At 68.5% G+C, this 12,571-nt stretch carries 24 protein-coding genes; all 24 read left to right on the top strand.

Annotation, left to right across the window (positions count from 1 at the left end; genetic code table 11):
• Window positions 1-8 precede the first annotated feature (8 nt).
• The 24 genes from rplV (at window position 9) to CKO13_RS01115 (ending at window position 12,401) form a co-directional block, all read left to right on the top strand.
• The gene (gene rplV / locus CKO13_RS01230; protein WP_200256050.1) at window positions 9-341 is read left to right on the top strand and encodes a 50S ribosomal protein L22; all 333 of its coding nucleotides are present in this window, start codon (window positions 9-11) and stop codon (window positions 339-341) included.
• Between the two features lie 26 nt (window positions 342-367).
• A complete protein-coding gene (gene rpsC, locus CKO13_RS01225) occupies window positions 368-1,054 on the top strand; it encodes a 30S ribosomal protein S3 (RefSeq protein WP_200256047.1) in 687 nt (228 codons plus the stop codon).
• 20 nt (window positions 1,055-1,074) lie between these two features.
• The gene (rplP, locus tag CKO13_RS01220; RefSeq protein ID WP_200256046.1) at window positions 1,075-1,488 is read left to right on the top strand and encodes a 50S ribosomal protein L16; all 414 of its coding nucleotides are present in this window, start codon (window positions 1,075-1,077) and stop codon (window positions 1,486-1,488) included.
• Complete coding sequence (gene rpmC / locus CKO13_RS01215; RefSeq protein WP_200256044.1) at window positions 1,488-1,691, top strand: 50S ribosomal protein L29; 204 nt, start codon at window positions 1,488-1,490, stop codon at window positions 1,689-1,691. Before rplP ends, rpmC begins: the two co-directional genes overlap by 1 nt.
• Entirely contained in the window at window positions 1,688-1,948 is a 261-nt protein-coding gene (gene rpsQ, locus CKO13_RS01210) for a 30S ribosomal protein S17 (RefSeq protein WP_200256042.1), read from the top strand. The genes rpmC and rpsQ overlap by 4 nt, the downstream gene beginning before the upstream one ends.
• 60 nt (window positions 1,949-2,008) lie before the next feature.
• The gene (gene rplN / locus CKO13_RS01205; RefSeq protein ID WP_200256041.1) at window positions 2,009-2,377 is read left to right on the top strand and encodes a 50S ribosomal protein L14; all 369 of its coding nucleotides are present in this window, start codon (window positions 2,009-2,011) and stop codon (window positions 2,375-2,377) included.
• A gap of 11 nt (window positions 2,378-2,388) precedes the next feature.
• A complete protein-coding gene (gene rplX / locus CKO13_RS01200; protein ID WP_200256040.1) occupies window positions 2,389-2,706 on the top strand; it encodes a 50S ribosomal protein L24 in 318 nt (105 codons plus the stop codon).
• 9 nt (window positions 2,707-2,715) lie between these two features.
• Window positions 2,716-3,255 (top strand): 50S ribosomal protein L5, encoded by a 540-nt coding sequence (rplE, locus tag CKO13_RS01195; protein WP_200256039.1) that lies wholly within the window; start codon window positions 2,716-2,718, stop codon window positions 3,253-3,255.
• Between the two features lie 20 nt (window positions 3,256-3,275).
• On the top strand, window positions 3,276-3,581 hold the full coding sequence (gene rpsN, locus CKO13_RS01190; protein WP_200256038.1) for a 30S ribosomal protein S14: 306 nt from the start codon (window positions 3,276-3,278) through the stop codon (window positions 3,579-3,581).
• A gap of 12 nt (window positions 3,582-3,593) precedes the next feature.
• Window positions 3,594-3,989, top strand: a complete 396-nt coding sequence (gene rpsH, locus CKO13_RS01185; RefSeq protein WP_200256032.1) for a 30S ribosomal protein S8 — start codon at window positions 3,594-3,596, stop codon at window positions 3,987-3,989.
• Between the two features lie 15 nt (window positions 3,990-4,004).
• On the top strand, window positions 4,005-4,538 hold the full coding sequence (gene rplF / locus CKO13_RS01180; protein ID WP_200256031.1) for a 50S ribosomal protein L6: 534 nt from the start codon (window positions 4,005-4,007) through the stop codon (window positions 4,536-4,538).
• A gap of 14 nt (window positions 4,539-4,552) precedes the next feature.
• Window positions 4,553-4,906: a 50S ribosomal protein L18 gene (gene rplR, locus CKO13_RS01175; RefSeq protein WP_200256088.1), complete on the top strand. Its 354-nt coding sequence runs from the start codon at window positions 4,553-4,555 to the stop codon at window positions 4,904-4,906.
• Window positions 4,907-4,923: 17 nt separating this feature from the next.
• Window positions 4,924-5,427: a 30S ribosomal protein S5 gene (gene rpsE / locus CKO13_RS01170; RefSeq protein WP_200256030.1), complete on the top strand. Its 504-nt coding sequence runs from the start codon at window positions 4,924-4,926 to the stop codon at window positions 5,425-5,427.
• A gap of 2 nt (window positions 5,428-5,429) precedes the next feature.
• Window positions 5,430-5,618, top strand: a complete 189-nt coding sequence (gene rpmD / locus CKO13_RS01165; RefSeq protein WP_200256029.1) for a 50S ribosomal protein L30 — start codon at window positions 5,430-5,432, stop codon at window positions 5,616-5,618.
• Window positions 5,618-6,058 carry a 50S ribosomal protein L15 gene (gene rplO / locus CKO13_RS01160; protein ID WP_200256028.1) on the top strand — a complete coding sequence of 147 codons (441 nt, stop codon included), beginning with the start codon at window positions 5,618-5,620 and terminating at the stop codon, window positions 6,056-6,058. Before rpmD ends, rplO begins: the two co-directional genes overlap by 1 nt.
• 40 nt (window positions 6,059-6,098) lie before the next feature.
• Complete coding sequence (gene secY / locus CKO13_RS01155; RefSeq protein ID WP_200256086.1) at window positions 6,099-7,403, top strand: preprotein translocase subunit SecY; 1,305 nt, start codon at window positions 6,099-6,101, stop codon at window positions 7,401-7,403.
• Between the two features lie 105 nt (window positions 7,404-7,508).
• Complete coding sequence (gene rpmJ, locus CKO13_RS01150; RefSeq protein WP_200256027.1) at window positions 7,509-7,622, top strand: 50S ribosomal protein L36; 114 nt, start codon at window positions 7,509-7,511, stop codon at window positions 7,620-7,622.
• A 66-nt stretch (window positions 7,623-7,688) separates the two neighbouring features.
• On the top strand, window positions 7,689-8,048 hold the full coding sequence (gene rpsM, locus CKO13_RS01145) for a 30S ribosomal protein S13 (protein WP_200256025.1): 360 nt from the start codon (window positions 7,689-7,691) through the stop codon (window positions 8,046-8,048).
• Between the two features lie 72 nt (window positions 8,049-8,120).
• Complete coding sequence (gene rpsK / locus CKO13_RS01140) at window positions 8,121-8,516, top strand: 30S ribosomal protein S11 (RefSeq protein WP_200256023.1); 396 nt, start codon at window positions 8,121-8,123, stop codon at window positions 8,514-8,516.
• Between the two features lie 15 nt (window positions 8,517-8,531).
• A complete protein-coding gene (rpsD, locus tag CKO13_RS01135; protein WP_200256019.1) occupies window positions 8,532-9,155 on the top strand; it encodes a 30S ribosomal protein S4 in 624 nt (207 codons plus the stop codon).
• Between the two features lie 25 nt (window positions 9,156-9,180).
• Complete coding sequence (locus tag CKO13_RS01130) at window positions 9,181-10,179, top strand: DNA-directed RNA polymerase subunit alpha (protein ID WP_200256011.1); 999 nt, start codon at window positions 9,181-9,183, stop codon at window positions 10,177-10,179.
• Between the two features lie 23 nt (window positions 10,180-10,202).
• On the top strand, window positions 10,203-10,592 hold the full coding sequence (gene rplQ, locus CKO13_RS01125; RefSeq protein ID WP_200256009.1) for a 50S ribosomal protein L17: 390 nt from the start codon (window positions 10,203-10,205) through the stop codon (window positions 10,590-10,592).
• A gap of 64 nt (window positions 10,593-10,656) precedes the next feature.
• Window positions 10,657-11,382, top strand: coding sequence for an SAM hydrolase/SAM-dependent halogenase family protein (locus CKO13_RS01120; RefSeq protein WP_338034553.1), 726 nt, complete (start codon window positions 10,657-10,659; stop codon window positions 11,380-11,382).
• A 38-nt stretch (window positions 11,383-11,420) separates the two neighbouring features.
• The gene (locus CKO13_RS01115) at window positions 11,421-12,401 is read left to right on the top strand and encodes a malate dehydrogenase (RefSeq protein WP_200256005.1); all 981 of its coding nucleotides are present in this window, start codon (window positions 11,421-11,423) and stop codon (window positions 12,399-12,401) included.
• Window positions 12,402-12,571 lie beyond the last annotated feature (170 nt).

The raw sequence follows: 12,571 nt of genomic DNA, 5'->3' as shown, positions 1-12,571 counted from the left end.
AGCGCGCCATGGAGACCCAAGCGAAACTGCGCTTCTCGCGGATCACCCCGCAAAAGGCGCGCCTCGTGGCCGACCAGGTCCGGGGGATGCCGGTGGACGCTGCCCTGCGGACGCTGGAGTTCAGCCCGCGCAAGGCGGCCCGCATCATCCGCAAGGTGCTGGAGTCGGCGGTCGCGAACGCGGAGCACAACGACGGCGCCGATATCGACGAGCTGCGGATCTCCCGCATCTGCGTCGACGAGGGCCCGACGATGAAGCGTATTCAGCCGCGCGCCAAGGGGCGGGCGAACCGGATCCTCAAGCGCACTAGCCACATCACCGTGGCAGTGGCCGAGGACTGAGGCGAGATCAAGCGAGAGGAGCCGGCATGGGAAACAAAACCCATCCAACCGGGTTCAGGCTGGGCGTCACCGAGGACTGGCGCTCGATGTGGTACGCCGATAGCCAGAACTTCGGCGAGTACCTGAACACCGACCTAGACGTGCGTAACTTCATCCGCAACCGGCTGAAGAACGCCTCGGTGAGCCGAATCCAGATCGAGCGCCCAGCCAAGAATGCGCTGGTGACCATCCACACCGCACGGCCGGGGATCGTCATCGGCAAGAAGGGCGAGGACATCGACCGGCTTCGCGGCGAGGTGGCGCAGCGCATCGGTGTGCCGGTGCACATCAACATCGAGGAGATCCGCAAGCCGGAGATCGATGCCAACCTGGTCGCCGAGGGGATCGCCGGCCAGCTCGAGCGCCGCGTGATGTTCCGCCGCGCCCTCAAGCGCGCCGTGGGCAACGCCCTGCGCGTCGGTGCCCAGGGGATCAAGGTCCAGGTCTCCGGCCGGCTCAACGGCTCGGAGATCGCCCGGACCGAGTGGTACCGGGAGGGGCGGGTGCCGCTGCACACCCTCCGCGCGGATATCGACTACGGGTTCTCGGAGGCCAAGACCACCTACGGCGTGATCGGCGTCAAGGTCTGGATCTTCAAGGGCGAGATCATCGACACCGAGAATGAAGGGGCGCCGGCCGAGCGGATGCGCCGGGCTGCAGCCACCCAGGGCTGAACCGACGGGGAGCCAGGACGATGCTACAGCCGAAACGGACCAAGTTCCGGAAGAAGCAGAAGGGCCGCAACACCGGGCTTGCCCACCGCGGCGACCGCGTCAGCTTCGGGGAGTACGGCCTGAAGGCGACCACGCGGGGCCCGATCACCTCGCGGCAGATCGAGGCAGCGCGGCGCGCGATCAACCGCTACATCCGCCGCGGCGGCAAGATCTGGATCCGGGTCTTCCCGGACAAGCCGGTCACCGAGAAGCCGCTCGAGGTGCGCATGGGCAAGGGCAAGGGCAACGTCGATCACTGGTGTGAGCCCATTGCGCCGGGGCGGATCCTCTACGAGATCGAGGGGGTCTCGGAGGATGTGGCCCGGGAGGCGTTTCGGCGGGCCGCGGCGAAGCTCCCGGTGAAGACCACCTTCGTGAATCGGACGGTGATGTGATGAAGGCAAGTGAGCTGCGCGAGAAGGGCACGCAGGAGCTCGAGAAGGAGCTGCTCGAGCGGCGCAAGGAGCAGTTCAATCTGCGGATGCAGAACGCCAGCGGGCAGCTGGCGCGGAACGACCAGTTCAGCAAGGTGCGCCGCGATATCGCGCGCATTAAGACCGTGCTCAACGAGCGCAAGCGGGCGGAGCGTCAGGCATGAGCGAAGAGAAGAACACTCGCACGGTGAATGGGCGCGTGATCAGCGACAAGCGGGACAAGACGCTGACGGTCTTGGTCGAGCGCCGCGTCAAGCACCCCCTCTACGGTAAGTTTGTCCGCCGCTCGACGAAGCTCCACGCGCACGACGAGCAGAACGAGGGCCGCCAAGGGGACTGGGTAGCCGTGCAAGAGTGCCGCCCCATGTCGAAGCGCAAGGCGTGGCGGCTGGTCGAGGTACTCGAGCGGGCCGCGCGCTGAGCGCGCGGCGATAGAGCGCCCTTTGGCGGGGTAGTTGCGGCTGATAGCGGGTAGGACGTCATGATCCAGATGGAGACCCTCCTCAAGGCGGCGGACAATAGCGGCGCCCGGCAGGTGCAGTGCATTAAGGTGTTGGGCGGCTCGAAACGCCGCTACGCGGGGATTGGCGATATCGTCAAGGTCAGTGTGAAGGAGGCGATCCCGCGGGGGCGCGTCAAGAAGGGCGAGGTCTATAGCGCCGTCGTGGTGCGCAGCCGGCGCGGTGTGCGGCGCAACGACGGCTCGAAGATCCGCTTCGACGGCAACGCAGCGGTATTGCTGAACAACAATCTGCAGCCCATCGGGACGCGCGTCTTCGGCCCGGTGACGCGGGAGCTGCGCACCGAGCAGTTCATGCGGATCATCTCCTTGGCGCCCGAGGTACTGTAGGCGAGGTCAACATGCGCAAGATTCGAAAGGGCGACGAGGTCATCGTGATCGCCGGGAAGGACAAGGGGCGGCGTGGGCGCGTCTCGCGCGTGATCCCGGACAAGGACCGAGTGGTCGTCGACAACGTCAACATGGTCAAGCGCCATACGCGCGGGAACCCCATGCAGGGGTCCACGGGCGGCATCGTGGAGAAAGAGGCCCCGATCCATATCTCCAATGTGGCGATCTACAATCCGGAGAGAGACGGCCCGGACCGGGTCGGGGTCCGCTGGGAAGGCGACCGCAAGGTGCGCTACTTCAAGTCGAATCAGCAGCTGATCGACGCCTAAGGGGGCGGCATGGCGACGTTGCGAAAGGTATACCAGAACGAGGTGACCCCGGCGCTTCAGCAGCGGTTCGGTTACCGGAACATCATGCAGGTGCCGCGCCTCGAGAAGATCGTGGTGAACATGGGGCTCGGCGAGGCCGTGCGGGACAAGAAGATCCTCGAGGCCGCCCAGGGGGATCTGGCGAAGATCACCGGGCAGAGGCCGATAGTCACCCGCGCGCGCAAGTCGGTGGCCGGGTTCAAGATCCGCGAGGGCTGGCCGATCGGGTGCAAGGTGACCCTGCGGCGGGAGCGCATGTACGAGTTCCTCGAGCGGTTCATCCATGTGGCCGCCCCCCGGATCCGCGACTTCCGCGGCTTCTCCCCGCGCTCGTTCGACGGCCGAGGCAACTACAACCTCGGTGTCCGGGAGCAGCTGATCTTCCCCGAGGTCGACTACGACGAGATCGATCGGGTGCGGGGCATGGACATCGTCTTCACCACCACCGCCCAGTCCGACGAAGAAGGGAAGGCCCTGCTCGAAGGGTTCGGCTTCCCCTTCCGAACCTGACACCTAGAGGAGCAGCGTAGATGGCCAAGGTTTCCATGGTTGAGCGCGAGCGCAAGCGCCGTAAGCTTGCGCAGAAGTACGCCGCCAAGCGGCAGGCCCTCAAGGCAATCATCCACGATCCGGAGGCGAGCGTGGAGGAGCGCTTCGACGCGCAGCTCAAGCTCCAGCAGCTTCCGCGCAACGCCAGTCCGGTGCGCCAGCGCAACCGCTGCGCGATCTCGGGGCGGGCTCGCGGCTACTACCGCAAGTTCGGCCTGGCGCGCAACGAGCTCCGTGCGGCCGCGATGCGCGGTGAGATCCCGGGCTTGACCCTGTCGAGCTGGTAAGGGGAATCGCTGATGAGCATGACCGATCCCATCGCCGACATGCTGACCCGGGTGCGCAACGCGCAGACCGCCGAGAAGTCGCAGGTCCGGATGCCGGCCTCGCGGCTCAAGCGGGCCATCGCTGCCGTGCTGCTCGAGGAGGGCTACATCGATGGCTACGAGGTGGTCGGCGAGGAGAAGAAGCCGGAGCTCGAGATCACGCTGCGGTACCACCAAGGGCAGCCGGCCATTCGCGAGATCCAGCGCTACAGCCGGCCGGGTTTGAGAATCTATCGCGCGCGGGACGAGCTCCCCAGTGTCCGCGGCGGCCTCGGGACGGCGGTCATCTCGACCTCGCAAGGGGTGATGAGTGACCGCTCGGCCCGGAGCCAAGGGCACGGCGGGGAAGTCCTCTGCGTGGTCTTTTAGACAGGACGAGCAGCCATGTCGAGAGTCGCCAAGGCGCCCGTGGCAATCCCTTCCGGCGTGGAAGTGGACCTGCGCGGTAACGCGATTGAAGTCAAGGGACCCCAAGGCCGCATGGCGTGGGAGTGCCACCGCCTCGTGGAGCCCCACGAGGAGGAGGGGCAGCTGCGCTTCGAGCCGCGCCAGCAGAGCCGGCGCGCCGTCGCCCTGACGGGGACGGCCCGCTCCGTCGTGAGCAACATGGTGACGGGCGTGAGCGAGGGCTTCGAGCGCCGGCTCGAGCTCCGGGGTGTCGGCTACCGCGCCCAGGTCCAGGGGGATACCCTCCAGCTCACGCTCGGCTTCTCGCACCCCGTTCACTACAAGATCCCGGAGGGCGTGAAGATCGAGGTGCCCACGCAGACGGAGGTAGTCGTGCGGGGACCGGACAAGCAGCAGGTGGGCGAGGTCGCCGCGCAGATCCGCGGCTACCGTCCGCCGGAGCCCTACAAGGGCAAGGGCGTCCGGTACTCGGGTGAACGGGTGGTCTTGAAAGAGGCCAAGAAGAAGTAGGCGGTTAAGTGACCATGGACAAGAGAAGTGCACGCATGCGCCGGGCCCGCAAGAGCCGGGGCCGGATCCAAGATCGCGGTGCCTACCGGCTTTCGGTCCATCGGACGCCGCGCCATATCTACGCACAGGTGCAGGTCCCGGACGGCTCCCGCACGCTAGCCTCCGCGTCGACCCTCGAGCCGCAGCTGCGTGGGCAGCTCGCGGGGACAGGCAACAAGGATGCCGCCCACGAGGTGGGCCGGATCATCGCTGAGCGGGCGAGAGAGGCCGGCATCGAGCGGGTGGCGTTCGACCGCTCCGGGTTCCGCTACCACGGACGTGTTCAGGCGCTCGCCGAAGCGGCGCGGCAGGCCGGACTCGATTTCTAGGCGAGGGGCAGAGAGCTATGGCGAACGGTGAGCAGACCAGCGCCGACGGGCTTCGGGAGAAGCTCATCACCATCAATCGGGTCGCGAAGGTCGTCCAGGGCGGGCGGCAGTTCGGATTCACCGCGCTGACCGTGGTCGGCGACGGCGAGGGGCGTGTCGGCTTCGGCTACGGCAAGGCCCGCGAGGTCCCTGCAGCGATCCAGAAGGCGATGGAGCGGGCGCGGGGCGACATGCGCACGGTCTACCTGGACGGCGCGACGCTGCGCTATCCGGTGACCCACTTCCACGGCTCCAGCAAGGTCTTCATGAAGCCGGCGACCCCGGGTACCGGCATCATCGCCGGTGGGCCGATGCGCGCGGTCTTCGAGGTCCTGGGCGTCCAGGACGTCCTAGCCAAGTCGGTAGGCTCGCGGAACCCGATCAACATCGTGCGGGCGACGGTCAACGGGCTCGCGCAAATGGACTCGCCGGAGGCCGTCGCGGCCCGGCGGGGTAAGACGGTCGAAGAGATTACGGGCTGAAGATGGCGAACGGTAAGAAGCTCCAAGTCACGCTCCGGCGAAGCCCGAACGGGCGGCTGAAGAATCACCGGCAGTGTGTCGCCGGCTTGGGTCTGCGCCGGATGCACCAGACGGTCACCGTGGATGATACGCCGCAGATCCGGGGTATGATCCGGAAGGTCTCGTACATGCTTGAGGTCCAGGAGGCGTGATGCGGCTGAACAACATCTCGCCGGCGCCGGGAAGCCGCCCGGCGGCCAAGCGGGTGGCGCGCGGCGACGGCAGCGGGCTCGGCCAGACTGCCGGCCGCGGCCACAACGGCCAGCACAGCCGCTCGGGCGGCTACCACAAGGTGGGCTTCGAGGGCGGGCAGATGCCGCTGCAGCGGCGTGTGCCGAAGTACGGCTTCCGCTCCCAGAAGGGCCTGCGCACCACGGAGGTCCGCCTCGGCGAGCTGCAGAAGGTGGCGGGGGAGACCGTCGACCTCGAGGCGCTGCGCCGGGCGGGCGTGGTCCGCAAGAACATGTGCTACGTCAAGATCATCGCCTCCGGCAGCATCGACCGTCCGGTGACGGTCCAGGGGGTGAAGGTCACGCGCGGCGCCCGCGAGGCGATCGAGGCGGCTGGCGGCAAGGTCGTCGAGGAGCGCTGAATTGGCGGCCCCAGGCGGAAAGGCATCGGCGCTCAGCGGGATGGGCAACCTCAAGGAGGTTCGCCAGAGGCTGCTCTTCGTGCTGCTGGCGCTGGTCATCTACCGCATCGGGACGCACATCACGATCCCGGGGATCGATCCCGCGGCGCTCGAGCAGATGGTGGAGCAGCAGCGCGGGACCATCCTCGAGATGTTCAACATGTTCGCCGGCGGGGCGCTGGAGCGCCTGTCGATCTTCGCCCTCGGCGTGATGCCCTACATCTCGGCGTCGATCATCACGCAGCTGCTCACCGCCGTGGTCCCGAGCCTGGAGCGGCTCAAGAAGGAGGGGGAGCAGGGCCGGCGCAAGATCACCCAGTACACCCGCTACGCCACCCTCGGGCTGGCGACCTTCCAGGGCATCGGCATCAGCGTGGCGCTGCAGGGGCAGGGCGTGGCCGCCAATCCGGGGCCGCTGTTCATCCTCACCTCCACGGTGACCCTCGCCACCGGCGTCGTCTTCCTGATGTGGCTCGGCGAGCAGATCACCGAGCGGGGGATCGGCAACGGGATCTCCATCCTCATCTTCGCGGGCATCGTGGCCGGCCTGCCGGGGGCGCTCGGCGGCATGCTCGAGCTCCAGCGCACCGGCGAGATGGGGGCGGCGACGGTGGTCCTGCTGCTGCTGATGGCCGCTGCGGTGACCGCCTTCATCGTCTTCGTCGAGCGCGGGCAGCGGCGGATCACGGTGCAGTACGCCAAGCGCCAGCACGGGCGCAAGATGTACGCCGCGCAGCAGAGCCACTTGCCGCTGAAGCTCAACATGGCTGGGGTGATCCCGCCCATCTTCGCCTCCAGCATCATCCTCTTCCCGGCGACCGCCGGGCAGTGGTTCGGCGACGCCGAGGGGCTGGGCTTCATCGGCGATATCGCGGCGACCCTCTCGCCGGGTCAGCCGATCTACGTGGCCCTCTACGCGGCGGCGATCATCTTCTTCTGCTTCTTCTACACGGCGCTGGTGTTCAACTCGCGGGAGACGGCGGACAACCTCAAGAAGTCGGGGGCGTTCATCCCGGGGATCCGGCCCGGCGAGCAGACGTCCCGCTACATCGACCAGGTCATGACCCGGCTGACGTTCGCCGGCGCGCTCTACATCGCGTTCGTCTGCCTCATCCCCGAGTTCCTGATCCTGTACTGGAACGTGCCCTTCTACTTCGGGGGGACCTCGCTGCTGATCAGCGTGGTCGTGGTCATGGACTTCATGGCGCAGCTCCAGTCGCACCTGGTCTCGCACCAGTACGAGCCGCTCATGAAGAAGGCGAACCTCAAGGGGCACACGCGTCCCGGCGGCGGGCTGCTGCGCTGAGGCGCGCAAACGGCGCAATGGGTAGCATCGCGGAGTTACGGGTGCTATCCTTGCGCGTTTTACGCCGTTGGTCGGTAAGGACTGTGGAGACTCGAGGAGTCGAGCATGAAGGTAAGGGCATCGGTCAAGCGCATCTGCCGGAACTGCAAGATCGTCAAGCGGCAGGGGACGGTTCGGGTGATCTGCTCGGATGCGCGCCATAAGCAGCGGCAGGGGTAACGAGCAGGCGTCGTTGCTAGGCGGCGTCACGGTTTTCGGGATAGTGACGGGAGAGGCAATTCCCCCATGGCTCGAATCGCAGGCATAAACATTCCGGTTCACAAGCACGCGTGGGTCGCGTTGACCTCCATCTACGGGATTGGCCGTACCCGTGCGCTAGAGATCTGCAAGGCCGCCGGCGTGCCTGAGGATCGCCGTGTTCGAGACCTGAGCGACGATGAGGTCGAGAGCCTGCGGCGTGAGGTCGGGAGCTACGTCGTCGAGGGCGATCTGCGCCGCTCGGTGGCGATGGATATCAAGCGGCTGATGGATCTGGGCTGCTACCGGGGCATGCGGCACCGGCGCGGCCTGACGGTGCGCGGCCAGAGCACCCAGACCAACGCCCGCACGCGCAAGGGTCCGCGGCGCGGCCCCGCGAGCCGCTAAGCCGCGCGGCCCTGCGGGGCAGCGGGCGAGCACGAACCGGCGATGATTGGGCATCTTAGGAACTGAATACCTATGGCGAAGGCAACGAGCCGCGGCAGCGGCAAGAAAAAGGTCAAGCGTACCGTCAGTGACGGGGTGGCGCACATCAATGCGACCTTCAACAACACCCTGATCACGATCACCGACCGCCAGGGGAACGCCCTGGCGTGGGCGAGCGCCGGCGGCAGCGGCTTCAAGGGCTCGCGCAAGAGCACCCCGTTCGCCGCGCAGGTCGCCTCGGAGACCGCCGCGCGGGCCGCCCAGGAGTACGGGCTCAAGAACGTCGAGGTGCGCGTCAAGGGCCCGGGGCCCGGCCGCGAGTCCGCTGTCCGGGCGCTGAACGCGGTGGGCTACCGGGTCACGAATATCGCCGACGTTTCGCCGATCCCGCACAACGGCTGCCGGCCGCCGAAGAAGCGCCGGGTCTAAGGAGGTACGCGCGCCATGGCCAAGTATATCGGTCCGAAGTGCAAGCTAGCCCGTCGCGAGAAGACGGACCTGTTCCTCAAGAGCGGGGTCCGCGCGCTCGACACCAAGTGCAAGCTCGAGCAGCCGCCGGGGCAGCACGGGCAGCGCCGGGGCGGCCGGATCTCCGACTACGGCCTCCAGCTTCGCGAGAAGCAGAAGGTCCGCCGCATGTACGGCATCATGGAGCGGCAGTTCCGCAACTACTACAAGGAGGCCGCCCGCCAGAAGGGGGCCACCGGCACGGTCCTGCTCCAGCTCCTCGAGAGCCGCCTGGACAACGTCGTCTACCGGATGGGGTTCGGGAGCACGCGGGCCGAGGCGCGGCAGCTGGTCAACCACCGCGCCGTGCTCGTCAACGGCCGCGTGGTCAACGTCCCCTCCTACCAGGTCAACCCGGGCGATACGGTCTCCCTCAAGGAGAAGGCCCAGAAGCAGCTGCGCGTGCAGGCGGCCCTCGAGCTGACGCAGCAGAGCGGCTGGGTGCCCTGGGTGGAGGTCGACTCGACCAAGATGGAAGGGCAGCTCAAGCAGCGCCCCGACCGGAGCGACCTCTCGCAAGAGATCAACGAGTCGCTGATTGTCGAGCTGTACTCCAAGTAACAGCTGTAACTGCAAGGTGTCGTCGATGAAGGGGTACCTGAAGGACTTTCTGAAGCCGCGATCGGTGCAGGTCGAGTCGGCCGGGGAGAATCGCGCCCAGGTCATCCTCGAGCCGCTGGAGCGGGGCTTCGGGCACACGCTGGGCAACGCCCTGCGGCGGCTGCTGCTCTCCTCGATGCCCGGGACCGCGGTCACCGAGGTCGAGATCGAGGGGGTGCAGCACGAGTACACCGCGGTCGAGGGGATCCACGAGGACACCGTGGACATCCTCCTCAACCTCAAGGAGCTCGCCGTGCGCATGCACGAGCGGGACGCCGTGACCCTGCGGCTGAGCAAGGAGGGGCCGGGGCCGGTGACGGCGGGGGATATCACCTGCGACCACGATGTCGAGATCCAGAACCCCGAGCTCCACATCGCGACCCTGACCCACGAGCGCTCGTTCAACGCCTCGCTGCGGATCGAGCGCGGCCGGGGGTACCTGCCGGTGACCGCCCGCGAGGACGAGGCGACGCGGACCATCGGCCACCTGGCGGTGGACGCTAGCTTCAGCCCGGTCCGGCGCGTCTCCTACTCGGTGGAGAGCGCCCGTGTCGAGCAGCGCACGGACCTCGACAAGCTGGTCCTCGATGTCGAGACCAACGGCGTCGTGACGCCCGAGGAGGCCGTCAAGTTCGCGGCGACGCTGCTGCGCGACCAGCTCTCGGTCTTCGTCGACCTCGAGGGCAGCGGCTTCGAGGGCGAGGAGGAGCCGGGCGAGCCGGAGATCGACCCGATGCTGCTGCGGCCCATCGACGACCTGGAGCTGACCGTGCGCTCGGCGAACTGCCTGAAGGCCGAGAGCATCCACTACGTGGGGGATCTGGTCCAGCGCACCGAGGTGGAGCTGCTCAAGACGCCGAACCTCGGCAAGAAGTCGCTCAATGAGATCAAGGAGACGCTGGCCTCGTACGGCTTGTCGCTGGGCATGCGCCTCGACAACTGGCCGCCGCCGTCCCTCGGGGACCGGGCACGCATCGCGGGCTGAACTAGACACGGGAGCGAAACGTCATGCGCCATCGCAAAGCCGGACGCCACTTTAATCGCACCAACTCGCACCGCAAGGCGATGCTCCAGAACATGGCCGCGGCCCTGTTCCGGGAGGAGGAGATCCGGACCACGGTGCCCAAGGCCAAGGAGCTGCGCCGCGTCGCCGAGCCGCTGATCACCAAGGCGAAGGAGGACAGCACCGCCAACCGCCGGCTGGTCTTCGCCCGCCTGCGCGACAAGGAGATGGTGACGAAGCTCTTCGAGGACCTGGGGCCGCAGTACCGCTCGCGCCCAGGCGGCTACATGCGCATCCTCCGCTGCGGCTTCCGGCAGGGCGACGGCGCGCCCATGGCCGTGGTCCAGCTCGTCGGCCGCGAAGCGACCGGGAATGAGGAAGAGTCGGCGGCCTAGGAGAGACGCCTCGCCAGGACGCGGCCGTCGGGGAGGCGCCTCCGCAGGCGCCGCCTCGACGGTCGTGCTCTTTACGGACTATACCCTCAACGGCCCCTACGTCGGCCAGCTCAAGGCCCGCCTCCAGCAGGGCAGGCCCGCCGGGCGGCTCGTCGACCTCATGCACGACGCCCCGCCGTTCCAGCCCCGGAGGGCGGCCTACCTCCTCGCAGCCTGCCTCCCCTACACGCCGCCGGGCGCCGTCATCCTCGCCGTCGTCGACCCCGGGGTCGGCTCCGAGCGCGCCGGGTGCGCCGTGCGCGTCGGCGCCCGCTGGCTCGTCGGCCCCGACAACGGCCTGCTGGCGATCGCCGCGCGGGCGGCCGCCGAGCCCGCCTGGTACGCCCTGCCGGCGCCCGGCGCCGAGGCGAGCGCGACCTTCCACGGCCGGGACGTCTTCGCCGACGCCGCCCGGCGCCTCGCCGTCGGCGAGGAGGCCGGGCTGACGCCGTTCCCGGCCGAGGCGGCCGTCGGGGCCGGCTGGCCGGCGGACCGCGACGAGACGATCTACGCCGACGGCTTCGGCAACGTCATGACCGGCCGGCGGGCGCAGACCCTCCCCGGCGATGCTGTAATGCAGGTAGGGGGGCACCGCCTGGAGCGCGCCCGCACCTTCTCGGACCTCCCCGAGGGCGGGGCGTTCTGGTACGAGAACGCCATGGGGCTGGCGGAGGTCGCCGTCAACCAAGGCCGGGCCGACGCCCTCGACGGCCTCGGGCTCGGTGTGCCGTGCGCCTGGGAGCGCCCGTAGGTGCCCGGCGAGTTCAGCCTTTGAATGAGGAGAGACCCATGAAAGCACCCGTTCGCGTATCCGTCACCGGCGCCGCCGGGCAGATCGGGTACAGCCTCCTGTTCCGTATCGCCGCCGGGGAGATGCTGGGGCCGGATCAGCCCGTGGTACTGCAGCTCCTCGAGATCCCCGAGGCGCAGGAGCCGCTGCAAGGGGTGGTCATGGAGCTCGAGGACTGCGCCTTCCCCCTGCTGGCCGGGGTGACGACCTCGGACCGGGCCGAGGAGGCCTTCGCCGACGCCGACTACGTCCTGCTCGTCGGGGCCAAGCCGCGCGGGCCGGGCATGGAGCGCAAGGACCTGCTCGAGGCGAACGCGGCGATCTTCTCCGCGCAGGGGCAGGCGCTCAACCAGGCGGCCCGCCCCTCGGTCAAGGTCCTGGCCGTCGGCAACCCGGCCAACACCAACGCCCTCATCGCCCAGCACAACGCCCCGGACCTCGATCCGCGGCACTTCACGGCGATGACCCGCCTCGACCACAACCGCGCGCTCGCCCAGCTGGCCAACCGCGTGGGCTGCCACACGCGGGAGATCCGCGGGCTGACGGTCTGGGGCAACCACTCCGCGACGCAGTACCCGGATATCAGCCACTGCGAGATCCAGGGCCGCCCGGCGCCCGAGCTCCTCGAGACGGAGTGGGTGCGGGAGACCTTCATCCCCACCGTGCAGCAGCGCGGCGCCGCGATCATCAAGGCGCGGGGCGCCTCGAGCGCCGCCTCCGCGGCGAGCGCCGCCATCGACCACATGCGCGACTGGGCGCTGGGGACCCCGGAAGGGGCGTGGACGAGCATGGCCGTGCCCTCGGACGGCAGCTACGGGATCGACGCCGGGCTGATCTACTCCTTCCCCGTGCGCTGCAGCGGCGGTGACTACCGCCTCGTCGAGGGCCTGGCCATCGACGACTTCAGCCGCGAGCGCATGGAGGCGACCGCCGCGGAGCTGCGCGAGGAGCGCGACGCCATCCGCCACCTGCTGCCCTAGGGCAGGGGCGGCGCCAATCGGGGAGGGGGAGCGGTGGGAGAAGGGCGCAGCGACTGGCACGTCGCCGTAATGCCGGGCGACGGCATCGGCCCGGAGGTGATGGCCGCCACGGAGGCCGCCCTGGCGGCCCTCGACGGGCCGCGGCTGGCGCTGACGCGGCTGCCGTGGCC

It is taken from the genome of Halorhodospira neutriphila, from assembly GCF_016584055.1.
GTDB lineage: Bacteria > Pseudomonadota > Gammaproteobacteria > Nitrococcales > Halorhodospiraceae > Halorhodospira > Halorhodospira neutriphila.
Note: the sequence above shows the minus strand (reverse complement) of the source record. Positions and strands in the feature narration are given on the sequence as shown.

What these genes read in the sequence shown, in the direction of transcription:
- rpsH (WP_200256032.1), top strand. Translation starts at nt 3,594, where the DNA reads ATGAGCATGACCGATCCCATCGCCGACATGCTGACCCGGGTGCGCAAC.
- rpsE (WP_200256030.1), top strand. Translation starts at nt 4,924, where the DNA reads ATGGCGAACGGTGAGCAGACCAGCGCCGACGGGCTTCGGGAGAAGCTC.
- CKO13_RS01115 (WP_200256005.1), top strand. Translation starts at nt 11,421, where the DNA reads ATGAAAGCACCCGTTCGCGTATCCGTCACCGGCGCCGCCGGGCAGATC.
- rpmJ (WP_200256027.1), top strand. Translation starts at nt 7,509, where the DNA reads ATGAAGGTAAGGGCATCGGTCAAGCGCATCTGCCGGAACTGCAAGATC.
- rplF (WP_200256031.1), top strand. Translation starts at nt 4,005, where the DNA reads ATGTCGAGAGTCGCCAAGGCGCCCGTGGCAATCCCTTCCGGCGTGGAA.
- rpmC (WP_200256044.1), top strand. Translation starts at nt 1,488, where the DNA reads ATGAAGGCAAGTGAGCTGCGCGAGAAGGGCACGCAGGAGCTCGAGAAG.
- rplP (WP_200256046.1), top strand. Translation starts at nt 1,075, where the DNA reads ATGCTACAGCCGAAACGGACCAAGTTCCGGAAGAAGCAGAAGGGCCGC.
- rpsC (WP_200256047.1), top strand. Translation starts at nt 368, where the DNA reads ATGGGAAACAAAACCCATCCAACCGGGTTCAGGCTGGGCGTCACCGAG.
- secY (WP_200256086.1), top strand. Translation starts at nt 6,099, where the DNA reads ATGGGCAACCTCAAGGAGGTTCGCCAGAGGCTGCTCTTCGTGCTGCTG.
- rplE (WP_200256039.1), top strand. Translation starts at nt 2,716, where the DNA reads ATGGCGACGTTGCGAAAGGTATACCAGAACGAGGTGACCCCGGCGCTT.
- rplN (WP_200256041.1), top strand. Translation starts at nt 2,009, where the DNA reads ATGATCCAGATGGAGACCCTCCTCAAGGCGGCGGACAATAGCGGCGCC.
- rpsN (WP_200256038.1), top strand. Translation starts at nt 3,276, where the DNA reads ATGGCCAAGGTTTCCATGGTTGAGCGCGAGCGCAAGCGCCGTAAGCTT.
- rpsK (WP_200256023.1), top strand. Translation starts at nt 8,121, where the DNA reads ATGGCGAAGGCAACGAGCCGCGGCAGCGGCAAGAAAAAGGTCAAGCGT.
- rpsQ (WP_200256042.1), top strand. Translation starts at nt 1,688, where the DNA reads ATGAGCGAAGAGAAGAACACTCGCACGGTGAATGGGCGCGTGATCAGC.
- rplV (WP_200256050.1), top strand. Translation starts at nt 9, where the DNA reads ATGGAGACCCAAGCGAAACTGCGCTTCTCGCGGATCACCCCGCAAAAG.
- rplX (WP_200256040.1), top strand. Translation starts at nt 2,389, where the DNA reads ATGCGCAAGATTCGAAAGGGCGACGAGGTCATCGTGATCGCCGGGAAG.
- rpsD (WP_200256019.1), top strand. Translation starts at nt 8,532, where the DNA reads ATGGCCAAGTATATCGGTCCGAAGTGCAAGCTAGCCCGTCGCGAGAAG.
- rpmD (WP_200256029.1), top strand. Translation starts at nt 5,430, where the DNA reads ATGGCGAACGGTAAGAAGCTCCAAGTCACGCTCCGGCGAAGCCCGAAC.
- rpsM (WP_200256025.1), top strand. Translation starts at nt 7,689, where the DNA reads ATGGCTCGAATCGCAGGCATAAACATTCCGGTTCACAAGCACGCGTGG.
- rplR (WP_200256088.1), top strand. Translation starts at nt 4,553, where the DNA reads ATGGACAAGAGAAGTGCACGCATGCGCCGGGCCCGCAAGAGCCGGGGC.
- rplQ (WP_200256009.1), top strand. Translation starts at nt 10,203, where the DNA reads ATGCGCCATCGCAAAGCCGGACGCCACTTTAATCGCACCAACTCGCAC.
- CKO13_RS01130 (WP_200256011.1), top strand. Translation starts at nt 9,181, where the DNA reads ATGAAGGGGTACCTGAAGGACTTTCTGAAGCCGCGATCGGTGCAGGTC.
- rplO (WP_200256028.1), top strand. Translation starts at nt 5,618, where the DNA reads ATGCGGCTGAACAACATCTCGCCGGCGCCGGGAAGCCGCCCGGCGGCC.